The 17,191-nt window shown below is 34.1% G+C and carries 18 protein-coding genes; 16 read left to right on the top strand and 2 right to left on the bottom strand.

Annotated features, from left to right (window positions below; all coding sequences use genetic code 11):
* From GZ63_RS0108075 to rpsI, 8 genes are all read left to right on the top strand, one after another.
* A partial coding sequence (locus GZ63_RS0108075) for a DNA-directed RNA polymerase subunit alpha (RefSeq protein ID WP_029268419.1) occupies positions 1–726 on the top strand: 726 nt, incomplete at its 5' end.
* Between the two features lie 42 nt (positions 727–768).
* Entirely contained in the window at positions 769–1,122 is a 354-nt protein-coding gene (gene rplQ / locus GZ63_RS0108080; protein ID WP_029268420.1) for a 50S ribosomal protein L17, read from the top strand.
* 221 nt (positions 1,123–1,343) lie between these two features.
* Positions 1,344–2,183 (top strand): energy-coupling factor ABC transporter ATP-binding protein, encoded by an 840-nt coding sequence (locus GZ63_RS0108085; protein ID WP_029268422.1) that lies wholly within the window; start codon positions 1,344–1,346, stop codon positions 2,181–2,183.
* The gene (locus GZ63_RS0108090; RefSeq protein WP_029268424.1) at positions 2,159–3,028 is read left to right on the top strand and encodes an energy-coupling factor ABC transporter ATP-binding protein; all 870 of its coding nucleotides are present in this window, start codon (positions 2,159–2,161) and stop codon (positions 3,026–3,028) included. The genes GZ63_RS0108085 and GZ63_RS0108090 overlap by 25 nt, the downstream gene beginning before the upstream one ends.
* Positions 3,025–3,822 (top strand): energy-coupling factor transporter transmembrane component T family protein, encoded by a 798-nt coding sequence (locus GZ63_RS0108095; RefSeq protein ID WP_029268427.1) that lies wholly within the window; start codon positions 3,025–3,027, stop codon positions 3,820–3,822. Before GZ63_RS0108090 ends, GZ63_RS0108095 begins: the two co-directional genes overlap by 4 nt.
* Positions 3,823–3,839: 17 nt before the next feature.
* A complete protein-coding gene (gene truA / locus GZ63_RS0108100) occupies positions 3,840–4,589 on the top strand; it encodes a tRNA pseudouridine(38-40) synthase TruA (protein WP_029268428.1) in 750 nt (249 codons plus the stop codon).
* Positions 4,590–4,745: 156 nt separating this feature from the next.
* On the top strand, positions 4,746–5,183 hold the full coding sequence (rplM, locus tag GZ63_RS0108105; protein ID WP_029268429.1) for a 50S ribosomal protein L13: 438 nt from the start codon (positions 4,746–4,748) through the stop codon (positions 5,181–5,183).
* Positions 5,184–5,201: 18 nt separating this feature from the next.
* Positions 5,202–5,594 carry a 30S ribosomal protein S9 gene (rpsI, locus tag GZ63_RS0108110; RefSeq protein ID WP_029268431.1) on the top strand — a complete coding sequence of 131 codons (393 nt, stop codon included), beginning with the start codon at positions 5,202–5,204 and terminating at the stop codon, positions 5,592–5,594.
* A 121-nt stretch (positions 5,595–5,715) separates the two neighbouring features.
* Here rpsI and GZ63_RS0108115 read toward each other — a convergent pair whose 3' ends face one another.
* Together GZ63_RS0108115 and GZ63_RS0108120 are read right to left on the bottom strand one after the other, a co-directional pair.
* On the bottom strand, positions 5,716–6,759 hold the full coding sequence (locus GZ63_RS0108115) for a tyrosine-type recombinase/integrase (RefSeq protein WP_029268433.1): 1,044 nt from the start codon (positions 6,757–6,759) through the stop codon (positions 5,716–5,718).
* 161 nt (positions 6,760–6,920) lie between these two features.
* Positions 6,921–7,955, bottom strand: a complete 1,035-nt coding sequence (locus GZ63_RS0108120) for a site-specific integrase (protein ID WP_029268435.1) — start codon at positions 7,953–7,955, stop codon at positions 6,921–6,923.
* Between the two features lie 753 nt (positions 7,956–8,708).
* Between GZ63_RS0108120 and GZ63_RS0108130 the strand changes: the two genes are divergently transcribed.
* The 8 genes from GZ63_RS0108130 to GZ63_RS0108165 all read left to right on the top strand — a co-directional run bounded on the left by GZ63_RS0108130 (position 8,709) and on the right by GZ63_RS0108165 (position 17,177).
* Positions 8,709–9,179: a MarR family transcriptional regulator gene (locus tag GZ63_RS0108130; RefSeq protein ID WP_029268439.1), complete on the top strand. Its 471-nt coding sequence runs from the start codon at positions 8,709–8,711 to the stop codon at positions 9,177–9,179.
* 19 nt (positions 9,180–9,198) lie between these two features.
* Positions 9,199–9,603 (top strand): hypothetical protein, encoded by a 405-nt coding sequence (locus GZ63_RS0108135; RefSeq protein ID WP_029268441.1) that lies wholly within the window; start codon positions 9,199–9,201, stop codon positions 9,601–9,603.
* 291 nt (positions 9,604–9,894) lie between these two features.
* Entirely contained in the window at positions 9,895–10,098 is a 204-nt protein-coding gene (locus GZ63_RS0108140) for a hypothetical protein (protein ID WP_029268443.1), read from the top strand.
* Positions 10,099–10,459: 361 nt separating this feature from the next.
* Entirely contained in the window at positions 10,460–11,305 is an 846-nt protein-coding gene (locus GZ63_RS0108145; protein ID WP_156947707.1) for a hypothetical protein, read from the top strand.
* Between the two features lie 157 nt (positions 11,306–11,462).
* Positions 11,463–12,509: a YaaC family protein gene (locus GZ63_RS0108150; protein WP_029268448.1), complete on the top strand. Its 1,047-nt coding sequence runs from the start codon at positions 11,463–11,465 to the stop codon at positions 12,507–12,509.
* Positions 12,510–12,702: 193 nt separating this feature from the next.
* Positions 12,703–13,257, top strand: a complete 555-nt coding sequence (locus tag GZ63_RS0108155; protein WP_029268450.1) for a recombinase family protein — start codon at positions 12,703–12,705, stop codon at positions 13,255–13,257.
* A gap of 186 nt (positions 13,258–13,443) precedes the next feature.
* Complete coding sequence (locus tag GZ63_RS0108160) at positions 13,444–16,005, top strand: type I restriction-modification system subunit M (protein WP_029268453.1); 2,562 nt, start codon at positions 13,444–13,446, stop codon at positions 16,003–16,005.
* Positions 16,005–17,177, top strand: a complete 1,173-nt coding sequence (locus GZ63_RS0108165; RefSeq protein WP_029268455.1) for a restriction endonuclease subunit S — start codon at positions 16,005–16,007, stop codon at positions 17,175–17,177. The genes GZ63_RS0108160 and GZ63_RS0108165 overlap by 1 nt, the downstream gene beginning before the upstream one ends.
* The last annotated feature ends 14 nt before the right edge of the window (positions 17,178–17,191 follow it).

Here is a 17,191-nt window from a genome sequence, read left to right on the forward strand (position 1 = left end):
GATGTCACTACGATTATTTTAAATTTAAAAAAGCTAGCCCTTAAAATTTATTCTGATGAAACAAAAACACTAGAAATTGATGTACAAGGAGAAGGTAAAGTTACGGCTGCAGATTTAACATATGATAGTGATGTAGAAGTATTAAATCCAGAACTACCAATTGCTACACTGAATAGTAAAGGTAGCTTGTATATGAAAATCACTGCAGAACGTGGTCGTGGCTATCGTCCAGCTGAAGAAAACAAGCATGATGAGCAGCCAATCGGTGTAATTCCAGTTGATTCTATTTTTACACCTGTATCACGTGCTACTTATCAGGTAGAAGATACTCGGGTAGGACAAATTGCTAATTTTGATAAATTAACATTAGATGTTTGGACCAATGGAAGCATACGCCCAGAGGAGGCTGTTTCTCTAGCGGCAAAGGTTTTCACGGAACACCTTAATATTTTTGTTGGTTTAACGGATGAAGCACAAAACGTGGAAATCATGGTAGAAAAAGAAGAAGATCAAAAAGAAAAAGTAATGGAAATGACAATTGAAGAATTAGATCTATCAGTCAGATCCTATAATTGTTTGAAGCGTGCTGGCATTAATACGGTTCAGGAACTTTCTAATAAATCTGAAGAAGATATGATGAAAGTACGTAACTTAGGTCGTAAATCATTAGAAGAAGTTAAAGCTAAACTAGATAACCTCGGTTTAAGTTTACGAAACGACGACTAATGATTACAATCGCCCAAGCATCAAGAAAGGGAGGGATAGTCCATGGCTAGAAAATTAGGCCGTAGAACAGAAGATCGTATGGCACTACTTCGCAACCTTGCGTCTGACTTAATCATTCATGAGCGAATTGAGACAACAGAAGCAAAAGCGAAAGAACTTAAATCTATCGTTGATAAAATGATTACGCTAGGAAAACGTGGAGATCTTCATGCACGTCGCCAAGCGTCAGCTTTCCTATATAACCAAGAAGCGGATGAAAACAATAATGTTATTCAAAAACTTTTTGATGACGTTGCTGCACGCTATGAGGACAGACAAGGTGGATATACACGTGTTCTTAAACTAGGTGATCGCCAAGGTGATGGAGCGGCAATGGCAATCATTGAACTAGTTTAATGATACTTGTGCGCGTCAAGGGCAGGACAGAATCTCTTCCACGAGGTGAATCCAGGCCCTTTTTTTATTAGTATTTCTACTAGTAAAAAAGTGTCGGGGTATCACCATATGTCCACTCAAATAGTTTCATTAATATTAAATTACTACGTTAACATGCCAATACACTTAGGTAATATATCTGTTTTTCCAAGGTGCACAACATCTAATAGGGGGAGCCGAAAATGTCTAGTAAATTAGTAGAATTTAAAGATGTGTCTTTTCGATATGGTGAAGAGCAACCTTGGGTGCTAAAAAACTGTTCATTTGAAATCTTTGAAAATGAGTGGTTGGCAATCATTGGGCATAATGGTTCAGGTAAATCTACCATTGCAAAACTAATGAATGGATTATTATTTCCACAAGAGGGCGAAATCATTATTAATGGAAAACAGGTGAATGAGGCCAACATATGGGATATTCGCAAAGATGTCGGAATGGTTTTTCAAAATCCCGATAATCAATTTGTTGGGACAACTGTACAGGATGATGTTGCCTTTGGGATGGAAAACCGAGGCATTCCCAGAGATGAGATGATTCGCCGAATTGATCACACGCTAGCGGCTGTTAATATGCAAGATTACCGATTTACCGAGCCACATCGTCTATCAGGAGGACAAAAACAGCGAGTAGCCATTGCGAGCGTACTAGCTATTTTTCCTCAGGTTTTAATTTTAGATGAGGCGACTGCGATGCTCGATCCTAAAGGTCGCAAAGAAATTATGCAAACAGTCTCCAATGTGCAAACAAGTCAAAAGTTATCATTAATTACGATTACGCATGATTTGCAAGAGGTGGTACAAGCAGACCGTGTTATTGTAATGAATGCCGGAGAGATTTGGGAAGAAGCAAAACCGCGTGATATTTTTGGGAAAAAGGATGCGTTGAGAAAAATTGGATTAGATGTACCTTTTATCGGCATTCTAGCAGATGAATTAAAACATGCTGGAATAGCTATTTCACATGAACCTTTAAACCACGAGGAATTACTGGAGGATTTATGGACATTACATTTAAAAACGTAAATTATATTTACCAGCAAAATTCACCTTTTGCCCATAAAGCGATCGATGATTTATCCTTCCATATTCCTTCGGGTTCATTTGTAGCGATTATCGGTCATACCGGCTCTGGCAAATCAACGCTAATTCAACATTTAAATGGGCTTGTTGTTCCGAGTGAGGGAGAAGTAAGGGTAGGAGACTTTCTTCTGACAAAGGATAAAAAACCCAAAAATATGAAAGAACTACGAAGCCGCATTGGAGTGGTTTTTCAGTATCCAGAACATCAACTGTTTGAGGAGACCGTGGAAAAAGATATTGCCTTTGGGCCTACAAACTTTCATGTAGATGCAGAGGAAATCAAAAGGCGAATTCATGAAATCGTTCCCCTTGTTGGTCTTTCATCTGATTTCCTAAAACGCTCCCCATTTGACCTTAGTGGTGGGCAAATGCGGAGAGTGGCTATTGCAGGGGTGTTAGCAGTTAGACCAGACGTGCTTGTTTTGGACGAGCCCACTGCAGGATTAGACCCACGTGGACAAAAAGAAATCATGCATATGTTTTATAGTATGCACAAGCAGCAGAATTTAACAACGATTTTGGTTACACATAGTATGGAAGATGCACTAAAATATGCAGATCATGTCATTATCTTAAATAAAGGTACGAAGTATATGGAAGGCCGTCCGGAGGAAGTATTCATTCAAAAGGAAGCACTCCATCGCGTGCAGCTTGATGTTCCTGAGGTCATACAATTTTTAGATCAATTTGAAAAGAAGTTCAATCAACCAATTCCCTTTATGCGGCAATCGATTGTAGATATAGCCAAATCGATTCGCAACGTTGTGAAAGGGGATGCTTCGAAGTGAGTAATTCCTTTATTATCGGACAATACGTACCGGGTTCTTCGATCGTCCATCGGTTAGACCCAAGAACAAAAATGACTATTATATTTTTCTTTGTTATTATTGTTTTTCTTGCTAATTCAGTTGGAAGCTATGGTGTATTAATTGTATTTGCACTGCTGAGTATGTTTATAACAAGAATCCCCATTCATTATATTGTAAAAGGATTAACTCCCGTTTGGTTTTTAATTATATTTACATTTATATTACACTTGTTTGTGACAAGAGAAGGAACGGTATTGTTTGAAATATATACATTTAAAGTATATTCCGGTGGTGTCATTCAAGGTTTCGCTATCGCTATGCGTTTTTTCTTGCTGATTCTTGTAACTTCTCTTTTAACGTTAACTACCACGCCTATTGAAATTACAGATGCCATTGAAGATATGCTGGAGCCGCTAAAAAAAATCAAATTTCCTGTTCACGAGCTTGCGTTAATGATGTCGATCTCGCTTCGCTTTATACCAACGCTGATGCAAGAAACAGAAAAGATCTCTAAAGCTCAAGCTTCGCGAGGGGTTGATTTTAAAACAGGACCGATTAAAGAACGTGCTAAAGCAATCGTTCCATTACTAGTTCCACTGTTTGTCAGTGCGTTTAAGCGTGCGGAAGATTTAGCAATGGCAATGGAAGCGCGTGGCTATCATGGTGGGGAAGGGCGTACAAAGTTACGTGCATTAAAGATTGAAAAACGTGATATCTTTGTCTATATCTTATTTGCAATTGTTATTGCTCTCTTGTTGTATACTAGAAATTGATAAACAGGTGGATGGCTATGGAAAAGGTGAAATGTACGATAAGTTATGATGGTACAGATTTTTCTGGCTTTCAATCACAGCCAAAAATACGCACGGTGCAGGGTGAACTGGAGAAGGCTTTAATGAAAGTACACAAAGGAGAACATATTCGGATTCAAGCCTCAGGACGTACGGATGCAGGTGTACATGCTAAAAGTCAGACATTTCACTTTGAAAGCCCGTACGAGATTCCGGAGCATAATTGGAAGAAAGCTTTAAATACACTACTACCATGCGATATATATGTACATGAGACAAGAAAAGTACCAAGTTCTTTCCATGCACGATTCGATGCGATTGAAAAGGAATACCGCTATTATGTATGGAATGAAGAGGGGACCGATGTTTTTAAACGGAATTATTTTTATCTCTTTAAATGTCCCCTAAACATGGAAGCAATAAAAGAGGCTTGTAAATACTTTGAAGGGAAGCATGACTTCACTGCATTTTCCTCTGCAAAAGCAACAGTAAAAGGAAGCAAAGAACGAATACTCTATGAAGTAACATGCAACCAGAATGGGAATGAAATAGAATTCATCATTCGCGGGGATGGATTTTTGTATAATATGGTACGTATCATGGTTGGCTTCCTATTAGATGTTGGGCAAGGAAAAAGGAATGCATCAGAGGTACATGACCTATTTGCAAAAAAAGATCGAAGACTTGTGGGGAAAACAGTACCACCACAAGGCTTATATTTATGGGATGTAAAATATTCATTAAAATAGTTGAAATGCACGAGGAAACTTGACAAATAGCCCTAATTTGGTATATTATGATCTATGGCAATTTATTTCTAAACCATGATTAGCCCCGGAAACTAATTGTGTTGAAATATAGGAATAACAACAAATGAACGAATGAAATATGGAGGGAAATCAATCATGCGCACAACTTTCATGGCGAATGAAAACAATATTGAACGCAAATGGCTTGTTGTGGATGCTGAAGGTCAAAGATTAGGCCGACTAGCAAGTGAGGTTGCTTCGATTCTTCGCGGTAAGCATAAACCTACTTACACACCACATGCTGATACTGGTGATCATGTAATCATCATTAATGCTGAAAAAATTGAACTAACTGGTAATAAACTTAATGATAAAATGTACTATCGTCATTCAAACTTTATCGGCGGTTTAAAAGAACGCAATGCGAATGAAATGCGTACAAAATACCCTGAGCAAATGCTTGAGATAACGGTTAAAGGAATGCTTCCTAAAGGTCCATTAGGCCGTAAAATGGGTAAAAAATTACACGTATATAGAGGATCTGAACACAAAAATCATGCACAAAAACCTGAAGTTTACGAGCTTCGTGGATAATAAAAGGAGGTAAAACCAATGGCACAAGTACAATATTACGGCACTGGCCGTCGAAAAAAATCAACTGCACGTGTACGTTTAGTTCCAGGAAATGGCCGTGTAGTTATTAATAAACGTGAAGCAAAAGACTATTTCCCATATGAAACACAACTATTAATCATGAATCAGCCGCTTGTTGCTACAGAAACAGAAGGCACATATGATGTATTAGTTAATGTTCATGGTGGAGGTTTCACTGGCCAAGCTGGTGCAATCCGTCATGGTATCGCTCGTGCGCTTCTAGAAGCGGATCCTGAATACCGCTCTACGTTAAAACGCGAAGGATACTTAACACGTGATGCACGTATGACTGAACGTAAGAAATACGGTCTTAAATCAGCTCGTCGTGCTCCACAGTTCTCAAAACGTTAAGTGGAATGTTGTCACACCAAGGGTTTATATGCCCTTAGTGATGTTAATTGATGCAAATTTATATACAAAGATAAAAATTGCTTAGAACACCGGCAGAAATGTCGGTGTTTTTTGTACGCTTTTATAAGTCTCGTAACAGGTTGAGAGCTATATCCTCTTGTTCATGTTTCTTCTCTGGCATGAGTTCCAGATAATAATTTTGAGTAGTTTGGATGTTTACGTGTCCTAAACGTTTAGATACATAAACAAGATCAATGTCCTGAGAAAACAAGAATGATGCGTGAGTATCTCTTAACCCATGGAATGTAGTTCTAGATATATTTAGTTCTTCTAATAAAGTTGCAAGTCGTTCAGACTGTTTAAAGGCATCAAAGTCAAAGATGTAACCATTACTTTTAACGGGAATGGACTGGACGAGATTGTAAACTTCTTTGTTGATAGAAATATCACGTTTAGCGTTATTTGTTTTAAGAGAGGTGTCAGTAGATGTTGGGCTGATTGAATGTCTTACTTGAACACCATATTCATAAAGAGACTCAGGACGAATCGCAAGGAGTTCGCCGCGTCTCATGCCCGTTTCTAACGCAAGAAGAACAAGGATGTGAAATTCATTTTCAGGATGTTTTAGAATATAATGACGAAGTTTTTTGAACTCTGTAATAGATAAGGCACGATTTCTTTTTGGAGGATCTGTTCCTCTTGTTTTAACGAGACCTGCAAAGTCATTGACTATGTATCCACGAGCATAAGCATCTCTTAAAGCGGTTTTTATTTTTAGTAAAACTTCATGAGTGGTTTTTCGTGAATGTGTTTCAGCATATGTATCGATTCTCTTTTGTACCATAATGTCATTTAAGTCTTTTAAACGAATATCACCAAAAAGTTCTTTAATTACTTCGGCAGTTCGCATGTAATTTTGAAACGTGGTTTCTTTAACATCATTTCGCTTAACTAGGTGAATCCAGTTCTCGAAGAACTCTGCAAAGGAAGTTAATGTATTCGCAAGATCTTTACCATTTGCTTTTGATAATTCATTTTCTAAAACCCACCTCTTAGCATCGGCTTTATGTTTAAACGTTTTTGTTAATCGGTTACTTTTACCGTTTTTATAAATTGATACTTGTGCTAGATAAGAATTCCCCCGTCTAGTTATATACCCCACCATATCAACTCCTTTATAAATATGGATAGTGTTAGTTAGATACAAGATGAGCATATATGCAAAACGTTAATTTGTACAAAATAAAAAAACATCGGTAAATAGATGTTTGTTGAAATGCTGTATTATAAAATATTGAAGGATAGGGAAGAGGGGAAGAGAAAGGGTTAAAAATCAGATAAGAACGTTTTAATTTTGCTGTCTAGTTTAATGTTATCTTCGTCTAGAATATCAATGTAATATTCTTTCGTAACTGAAAAATCTCGATGTCCCATTAATTTTATAATGTATACATCATCCTTTGTAAGACTGTATGCGATAGAAGCATAAGTGGATCGTAATCCATGAATCGTTGTTTGTGTGATTCCTAGTTTCTTTAAAATTCTTTTTAACTTTTTACTTTGATCAAATTTTTTATCGAAAAAGTAGCCATCTTTATTAATAGGTAAGGACATTAATCGATTATACACATCTTCGTTTATAGGGATTGTTCTACAGGCGGCTTTGTTTTTCAATTCAGTATCAGACGTGTTTGGTGCAATCGATTCCTTGACATGTATTTCATCTTTACTTATATTTTCAGGTCGTAGCCCCAGACATTCACCTCTTCGAAGACCTGTTTCCATTATAACAAAGATAAAGGTGTTTAATTCACTATGATTTGTTTTTACAAAATTCCTGAGCTTTTTATATTCAGTAATTGATAAGACAATATTTCTATCATCTGCATCATAGCCTCTAGATTCTAGTAGACGAGAGAAGTCAGTTGAGATTAATTGTGTTCCACTAGCATGTGCGATTGCTGGTTTGATTTTGTCCATAAAATCTTTTGAAGTCCTTTTAGAACGATTTTCTGAATATATGTCAATTAAGTGCTGCACATTTTCATAGCATAAATGTCTGACTTCTAAATTTGGTGCATACTTTTTAATGATTTTTAAAGCCTGTCTATAATTTTGAAATGTACTTTCTCTAACAGTATGTTTCTTCACGTTGTAAATATAATCTTCGAAGAACTCTGCAAAAGACATCTTCCATTTGTTAAGTTTTATATTGTCGTCTTTAAAAGACTCCATTTTTCGAATCCATTGTTTTGCTTCTGATTTTACATGAAATGTTTTTGTGATTCTATTTTGTCTACCATGCTTATAAAATGAAACTTGCGCTTGATAAGATTTGTTTCTTTTTGAGATTGTTCCCATTTAATATCTTTCCTTTCATAATAAAAAATAATTTTTGTGGTGTTAGTCTGGTAAAAGTAACTTACCAAACTAACAACCGTTTTAACATGCGTGTTTTTCTATAAATTCGATTAATGATTTGATTGTGTATCGTTCGTGTCTCCCTAGCATGAACCTCTGAAAGTTGTCATGAGAGCGAATGTACTTGTCGAACGATTTGGGATCAATGCCTAAAAAGTTAGCGGCTTGTTCCCTAGTTAGTAAATACGGATATTTACTTTGTTCTTTGAAATGTTCCATTTTCATCGCCATCCTTTCGTTATATTTTTTAACAAAGATAAAAAGAATAAAGAAGATGATATATTTATATTAGCAAGAATTTAGTTACTAAAATGGAAAAAAATTATCATAAACGAAAAAAGTTTCTTTTAAAACTGTATCGTAAGAAGACTCAGCATTGGCATGACAGTATATATCAATCTTTTTCAAAAGTTAAGAAGAATTTAATAAAACGTGTGAAAAGTAGAATTATCATAAAAGTGGAGAGAATGAAGGTATAAATATAGATGTATTATTAATGATATAAAAAGCACTGAACGGATTTAACTGAAGAGCACATTGATTAATGATATTGATGCGACGGCAGTGCATGCACCCTTAATAACTAATTAATTTATACAGAGTTTACAATTCTATTTAATTTTGACATCATTATTGTTAACTGGTAAACTACAATTATTAACCGGTTAACAAAAGTGGAGAGGAGAATAATGTTTGGAAAGTTTACCAAAAGAAAGAACGTTGAAGGCCATTGAAAATTTTATTTTACAGCGTGAAAAGAATGAAAAGCAACAAAATGATGTAGCAGAAAGTTTATTAATACATCATGGATTTTCTGAGGGTAAGTTGTCTTTGACACAATTGCATATTGTAGCTTTAATAAATGAACAACCAAGTGAATCAAATAATACATTTTTGGCAAATCAATTAGGTATTTCAAAACCAGCAGTAACGAAAGCCATTAATGCTTTAATGGAGAAAGGTATAGTTACTTCTCAGAAGAAAGAAAGTAATCAAAAGGCAGTTTTTTATAGTTTAACAAATACAGGAAAAGATCTTGTTTTAATTCATGAACAAATGCATCAAAAAGCACGAGAGAAGTATGAACAATTATTAAATCAATTTACCGATGATGAATTACAGCTTATTACTAAGTTTTTAAATAAGTGGTCAGAGCAATTATAAAATAAGGAGCGTGTATGTCATGAACAAAAAGCAGGCTTATGATTTTTTAACAGAAGTTTATCAGGAGATCTTAGTAGCTATGAGAATAGAAAAAATACCTTACTACTTTAGTAAGGAGTATATTCAAACAACTGATGGAGTTAGTTCTAATATAACTGAATTTACCAATCACATTTCAGTACTCCATGAAGTTGTAAAGTCAATATCTATATCTCCATTTTATGATTTTTTATTTGATGAAGATGAACAAACTGCAACACTTAGATATACTATCACTGTAGATAAGGTAGATGGGAACACTGGGGAGATAGAAGTTATAGCAATATTTGAATTAAGAGATCGTTTAATTGTACGTTGCAATGAACTATCTTGTCCTTTGGATCAAGATGAAGAACTTAAACATTTAGCAAAAATTAATTACTAAATATAAATTTAGGCTTTTAAGCAAACGTGTACGATTGTAAAAATATACATTAAAAGATATGCTCTTAAGGTAAGCCTTTTTATTTTGAGAAACGCATTATTACTTTTAAGTTAATGGAAAAAAATCACGTAGTAAAAAGGAGCCTAACAAATTTAGTAATAAACAAAATTAATTAATGATTAAGAACCAGAGACAATATTAAATGTGATAACTGAATATGCTACAATGATGTTCAAATGTATTTTGTTCAATAATGTTGCCAGATTGTTGAAGTTAAGAGGGGATAGAAAAGTGGAAAAGAGTTATTCTTCGGGAGAAAAAACAGATGGATTTACATTAGGTGGTGCATCTGCAACATTAACAATTAGTATAGTTATGTGTTATTTGAGCCCCTTACACAATTTATATAGCCATCGTTTAGGGACAAACTTTGAAGCCTCTTTACGTGTTAATAGATATGAAGAATTCTGGTTACACTCAATCAAAATCGTGTAGTTATTTGTTTCGAACTTAATCAACGTATGTTCTTCTTAACTTTAAATTTCATGAGAATGGAAAGATATAAAAACTATATAGTATGGCAAAAATATCCGACCATTTTTTGTAAATAATTATCATAAGTAGGAATAATGTGATTAACAGATTAATTGTTCTAGTTTAAAACATGGTCAAATCCGTGTTTGTGAAATAATAGAAAATTTCATTAGAAATTTATATAACTAGCGGAAAGTCTACTTATCAAGAAAATGAAAGCAGTTATAAATGAAGATCCGCATAGTAAGTAGACTTTTTGAATGATATAATACAATTAAAATGAGTAGTTATTCGTAAATCAGACTAGGGGAGAGACATGGTAATGGATAAGAGCAAGGCACTCATGGCGTTTAAAGACCAAGGGATTCAGTGGTTTTTAAACACTTTATCGGAGCTTGGAGCTTCAACAATGAAGGAGCATATTTCACATTTTTTGTCCGATGGATTGTCGGAGATAGCATCTGATGCGACAACTTCAACGATACCTGGTCTTTATGGCGTAGTACAGGGTTATAAATTAAGAAGGTACAGAGAAAATACTATGAAATATATTGATGCAATTTCGTTGAAAGTAGATGAAATTCAATACAATATGGAAAATAATTGGGGTAACTATGAGGAAAAAATTAATAAACTTCATGGTATAGTAATGGATTATATAGAAAATGAACGGCAAGTGGATAAGGTTGAGTTTTTTGTTAATGGATTTGTGAATATAACGACTCATGATCCAGATAGTTTATCAGAAGACTTTGTTTTGACGTACTATAATCTCTTGAATTCTTTAAGCATGGTAGATATTGCGGTGTTAAGGGATATATATTTTACTCGTACGAAGTCATTTTATGAAGTGGTTGATGAGTATAGTATAAGACATGATCAATATAAGTCAGTCCAAAATAATTTGTTTAGATTAGGTTTATTGACTACGAAAACAGAACAAGAAAGTACGTCTGATCTTGAAAAATTATTTGATTCGGTTAATGGAATTATTAATCATATCAAAGATTACAATAGTAAATTTGAAAACATCCTTAAAGGTAAAAAAAAGAGATTACCCGAATTAAAAGAGAAAAATATCAAAATGAAGTCAAAAGAACGCTTTGGAATATCGAAATTCGGAAGCGATTTTGTAAGGTTTTTTCTATATACATCTGAAAATTTGTAAACGAAAGAGGTTTTAGAGAATTTTATTAATATAACAGTTCTTATCGCACGAATATCATCCTGCTAATAGTGCTATATTGTTGATTAAATAACTACGGATAATTGAATATATTTGGAGGTTTATTTTTGATGATAAGGAATGTTAGTAAAGGGGGCGTATGAAAATAGATATACGGCCGATAAAATATAATCAAAAAGAGATTTCATTACATAAAACTATAGTAAATCCTAAATTTGGAAATAAAACAGTATTAGTAAGCGATCCATGGGATTACGTTGAAATGTGGCTAAAAAGGAACAATGGAATGGACGAGGCTATTTTTTATTGGCAACAAGCGAAGCACTTTTATGAGGCTTCAAAAATGTTACCATTAACATCTTCCCCTCTTACATTATATTATTGCTTTTTAAATGCTACAAAAACACTACTTACTGTTAAAAAAGTATCTTTTTCAAATAAACATGGCGTTTTTGGTAAATCATACAAGCGAACAGCTCATTTACCAAATGAACATGTAACTTTTTTAACAAGTGGAATATTACCGGCTTTAGGAAATTACTTTAATCAACCAATAGTTAAAAATGAAAAATATAATTTAAAAGAATTGCTGTATAATCTGCCTTATATACATAGAGCATATTGTTTAACTTTTAAAGAACCAGAACTCTTTATCCCCATTAAAGAACCTAGGTTTGTAAAAAAAACAAATTCTAGTGAAAGTTGGTTTACAGCTAGGTTAGATAAAAACTATGCAAATGGACATACATTAAATAAATTGCCAAGTTTTTTTGAAAAGGATTATACCACTAAAAGTAATGATTCCATTCGATTTAAGAAAAAATTTAAATGGATTAGTACAAACAATATTACTAAAGATCAAAGTATAAAAAGACTGTCTAATAAACATCAAAGAATCAGAAAAAATACTTTCTATATAACTGGCTTGACACGGCTATGGTATATAAAACGTGTAGGCTTGAAAACTATAATAGACCATAATTCTCTAATGATAACATTTGCAATAATGCATAGGTTGAGTGAGCTATCTAGATATGAAAACATTTTGTTATACAAACATTTAAATGCTCAACATAATTGGCTGTTGTCGGAGTTTATAAAGAATTCCCCAAATCAATTTATAGATGAAATTGCATCAGAAATTACAGGAGAAGAATTCATGGTTCCTGGATATGTCGAAAAATAATTCTTATTTAATAAATAGATTTTCTGTAAAGGTTTTTGATTTTTAAATAAAGTATCACAAGACCTGCCTTTCTAGCAGTTTTTAACTAAACGTATCATAACTTTTAAGATTTGAAGTGTTTTCTGACTCCACGGTACATTAGGTTTTATAGCGGTTCAAAACTTAATATCATAAGTGGAAAGGAAAATGCGGTGTGAAATACGGATATTCAAGAATTTCAACAATCGAACAAGATTTGCGTTCCCAGCTGAAGATGTTGGAAGAGGAGAATTGTGATTATATTTATACGGAAAAATTTACAGGAACTAAAATGGATAGAAAAGAATTTAACAAATTATTAGACGTGCTAGAAGAAGGGGATACTTTAGTTGTTACAAAACTAGATAGATTTGCAAGAAGTGTGCGAGGCGGCATTGAAGTCATCAAACAACTTTTTGATTTGGGTGTAAGAGTACATGTTCTAAATATGGGAGTTATCGAAAACACTCCTACTGGTAGATTAATTTTTAATATCATGATGTCTTTTGCCGAGTTCGAACGAGATATGATTGTTGAGCGAACACAGGAAGGTAAGATGATGGCAAAACAGGATCCAGACTTTCGAGAAGGCAGACCTAGAAAATATTCTAGGAAACAATTGGATCATGCAATGAAGCTAAAAGATACACATACATATAAGCAGGTAGAGGAAATGACGGGCATATCTAAGCCAACTTTATATCGGGCATTAAAACAAATCAAAATTTAATAGCATTTATAAAGATTGACATGGTTTAAATTATTTTGAACCATGTCTTTTTATGTGCTTCTAGAAAATAAATGATATCATATAGGATAGAAAGATTGATTTGTACAGGTACGAAAATGAAGTGACTGGATTATTAGAAAACATCAAATTGTACATAGTGATATACATATATTAGGGGGAAAATGAATGATTACATCAGAAGAAATAAAAAGAAGGCTATGGGACGGAGCGAATAATCTGAGGGGTTCCATGGACGCAAGTAGATACAAAGATTATATGCTAGGTTTAATGTTCTATAAATTCTTGAGCGATAAAACACTGGAGACATTTGTAACGACAAGTGGAACGAAAGGTACGGAAGCGGAAATTGTTCAAACTTACCAAGATGCTTACGCGAGTTATGGCGATAATTTAATTAAAATGATCCAAAATGTGCTTGGCTATTATGTCTTGCCGCATCATTTATATCAAACATGGCTGAAAGATATTCGAGAAGGTACATTTGAACTCGAAAAAGTAACGGAAAGTTTACAAAGCTTTGAACGTACCGTCGCGACTACTGGAGATATTGATGACTTCAAAGGGTTATTCTCCAGTTCAACGATTGATTTAACAGATTCTGCTTTAGGAAGTAACTTGAATGCACGTAGTAAAAATATTCGCCAATTAATTGAGCTATTTGCTGATTTGAACATGGTTGCACTTCAAAAAGGCGATGTTTTAGGCGATGCATATGAATATTTAATTGGTCAGTTTGCGATGGAGTCCGGAAAGAAAGCTGGCGAGTTCTATACACCTAGACAAGTAAGTGAAGTCATGGCGCAAATTGTTGCGAAAACAACTAGTGTAGAATCGATCTATGACCCAGCAGTTGGTTCGGGTTCTTTACTATTAACGGTGGGAAAACATTTAAATGAAGAAGGCAGAAAAGATCTTCATTATTACGGGCAAGAGAAAAACACCGCAACTTACAACTTAACACGCATGAACTTATTATTACATGGCGTTCGTCCTGAAAAAATGACAGTAAATAATGGAGATACATTAGCGCAAGATTGGCCAGAAGATCCTGAACGTCCGAATGAAGGGGTCCAATTTGATGCGGTCGTCATGAACCCGCCTTATTCGGTTAAAAATTGGAACCAAGAAGGTTTGAAAGTGACGGATCCTCGTTTTGAAATCGCAGGAGTTTTACCACCAGACTCTAAAGGAGATTATGCGTTTCTATTACATGGACTGTTCCACTTGGGTCAAGAAGGAACAATGGCAATAGTTCTACCACATGGAGTGTTATTCCGTGGTGGAGCAGAAGGCGAAATTCGTAAACGTTTATTAGATAAAAATCATATTGATGCGGTGATTGGTTTACCTGACAAATTATTCACGAATACAGGAATTCCCGTCACAGTGATTATTTTAAAGAAAAATCGTGCATTAGATGACCCTGTCTTGATGATTGATGCATCAAAAGCCTTTGTCAAAGAAGGGAAACAAAATGTATTGCAAGAAAAAGATATTTCCAAAATCGTAGATACATATATCGAACGAACGGAAGAAAAAGGCTATAGCCATCAAGCGACGCAAAAAGAAATTAAGGAAAACGAATATAATTTAAACATTCCACGTTATATCGAAGCAATCGATGAAGATATTGCACAAGATGTAGATGCGCATTTATATGGTGGCATACCTATCCACCAGATTGAACAATTAACGGTGTTACATGATATGGCAAAAGATGTTCTTTATGATGCTTTTCGAGAAGTACGTCCGGGTTATGTAGAATTAACGACATCCATAGATGAATTAACAGAGAACGTATTAGCTAATCAAACAGTTCAAAAGCAAATAGAGGACTTAAAAAAATCTTTATACACTTATATGAATACGTATTGGGAAAAATTAAAAACAGTTCAGGATGTTAATAATGTTGAGCCACTGAAAGATGATATGTTAACGGAAATCAAACAGTTGTTAAAACAATTCAATCATGTCAGTACTTATGCAGGTTATCAGATCATCGCAGAGTTATGGGAAGAGATGCTCGCAGAAGATACGGAGAAAATTGCAATCAGTGATTTTTACACCGTTGGAAGAACACGTGAACCTAATATGGTGACCAAAGGTTCGGGTAAAACAAAACGAACAGAACAGGATGGTTGGATTGGTGCGATTGTGCCGAATGAACTTATCTTACAAGAGCTCTATACTGATGAATTAGAAGAAGTAGAAACAAAACAAGCATCTTTAGCATCCATTACGGATGAAATCAATGAACTTGTCGAAGCGGCAAAAGTAGAAGAAAGTGAGGAAGAAGCGGCATTAGGGGATGCGTTAAATGCCAGAGAAGACGATTTTACACTTTCAGCAGTTAGGTCAGAAATAAAAAATGTAGAAAAAGATTCAAATGAATATGAACTATTGGATAAAGTGAGAAACTTACTAGATGAAAAATCTGCATTAACTAGAGAGATTAAAGCAAAAGAAAAAGCATTAAATGAACAAGTGGAAGATAAAATTGAAAATTTAACAGATGAAGAAATGGAGCAATTGATGTATCAAAAATGGTTTGGTGATTTAACAGATAAGATGACACAATTGATAGAGATTCCACTTAAAAATGAATTGGATACCTTGAAAGAGTTACAAGCAAGATATGCGGATACGTTAGAAACGATTGAAAAGGAAAGTCAGTCACTTGAAGCACAATTTGAAGAGATGCTAAAAGAATTGGTGGTGACAGAGTGATGGGAGAGAAAAGGTTGGTGCCTAAGAGAAGGTTTAAAGGGTTTGAAAAGAATTGGGACGTTATAACTTTAGAAGAAACATCTCAGAAGATTGGTGACGGCCTCCATGGCACCCCAAAGTACGATGATAATGGTAGTGTCTATTTTATAAATGGAAATAATATTTTTAATGGAAAGATTAATTTTTATAAAGATACGAAAACTGTAACTAAATATGAACAATCATCCAATGATTTGTTGTTAGATACTGACACTATTTTAATATCTGTTAATGGTACTATTGGTAATTTAGCTTTCTATAATGGTGAAGAAATTATGCTTGGAAAAAGTGTTGCTTTTATTATATTGAAGAAAAATGAAAAACAATATATATTTTATTATTTGCAAACTCCAAATGTATATAACTATTTTTTAAACAATTTAACTGGTTCTACAATTAAAAATTTAGGACTAAAGCAAATTAAAGAAACAGAAGTGGCTTTACCAGTTATAAAAGAACAACAAAGAATCGGAGAGTTTTTCAATATTTTAGACGAACGCATAGCAAATCAAGAACGGAAGATTGCTAAAGTCAAAGATTTAAAATCAGCTTATCTAACGGAAATGTTCCCCAAAGAAGGGGAAACCGTACCGAAAAGACGATTTAAAGGGTTTGAGGATGAATGGAAAACAAAAAGATTAGGCGAAATATCATTTATAAACACTGGAGAAAGTGATGTTAAGGACTCTGTTTCAGATGGAGAATATCCATTCTTTGTACGTTCTAAAAATATCGAGAATAGTGACACTTATACGTATGATGGTGAGGCAATTTTAATCCCAGGAGAAGGGAAATTGGGTGAGATATATCATTATTACAATGGTAAATTTAACTATCATCAAAGGGTTTATAAAATTTCTGATTTCGACGAAAATGTAGATGGAAAGTTCATTTATTATATTATGCATACGACATTTAAACAACATGCATTAAAACACACGGTAAAAGCGACTGTTGATTCACTTAGATTACCAACATTAACAAGTTACAAGTTTTGTTTGCCAAATAAAAAAGAACAACAAAAAATAGGATCATTTTTCAAAAACTTAGATAATCAAATCGAAATGGAAGAAAAGAAACTAGATAAGCTACAAAAAATGAAGGAAGCGTATTTAGAAGAAATGTTTGTGTAGGAAGGAGGATTTAC

This window comes from Virgibacillus alimentarius, assembly GCF_000709085.1.
Classification (GTDB): Bacteria; Bacillota; Bacilli; order Bacillales; family Amphibacillaceae; genus Virgibacillus_B; species Virgibacillus_B alimentarius.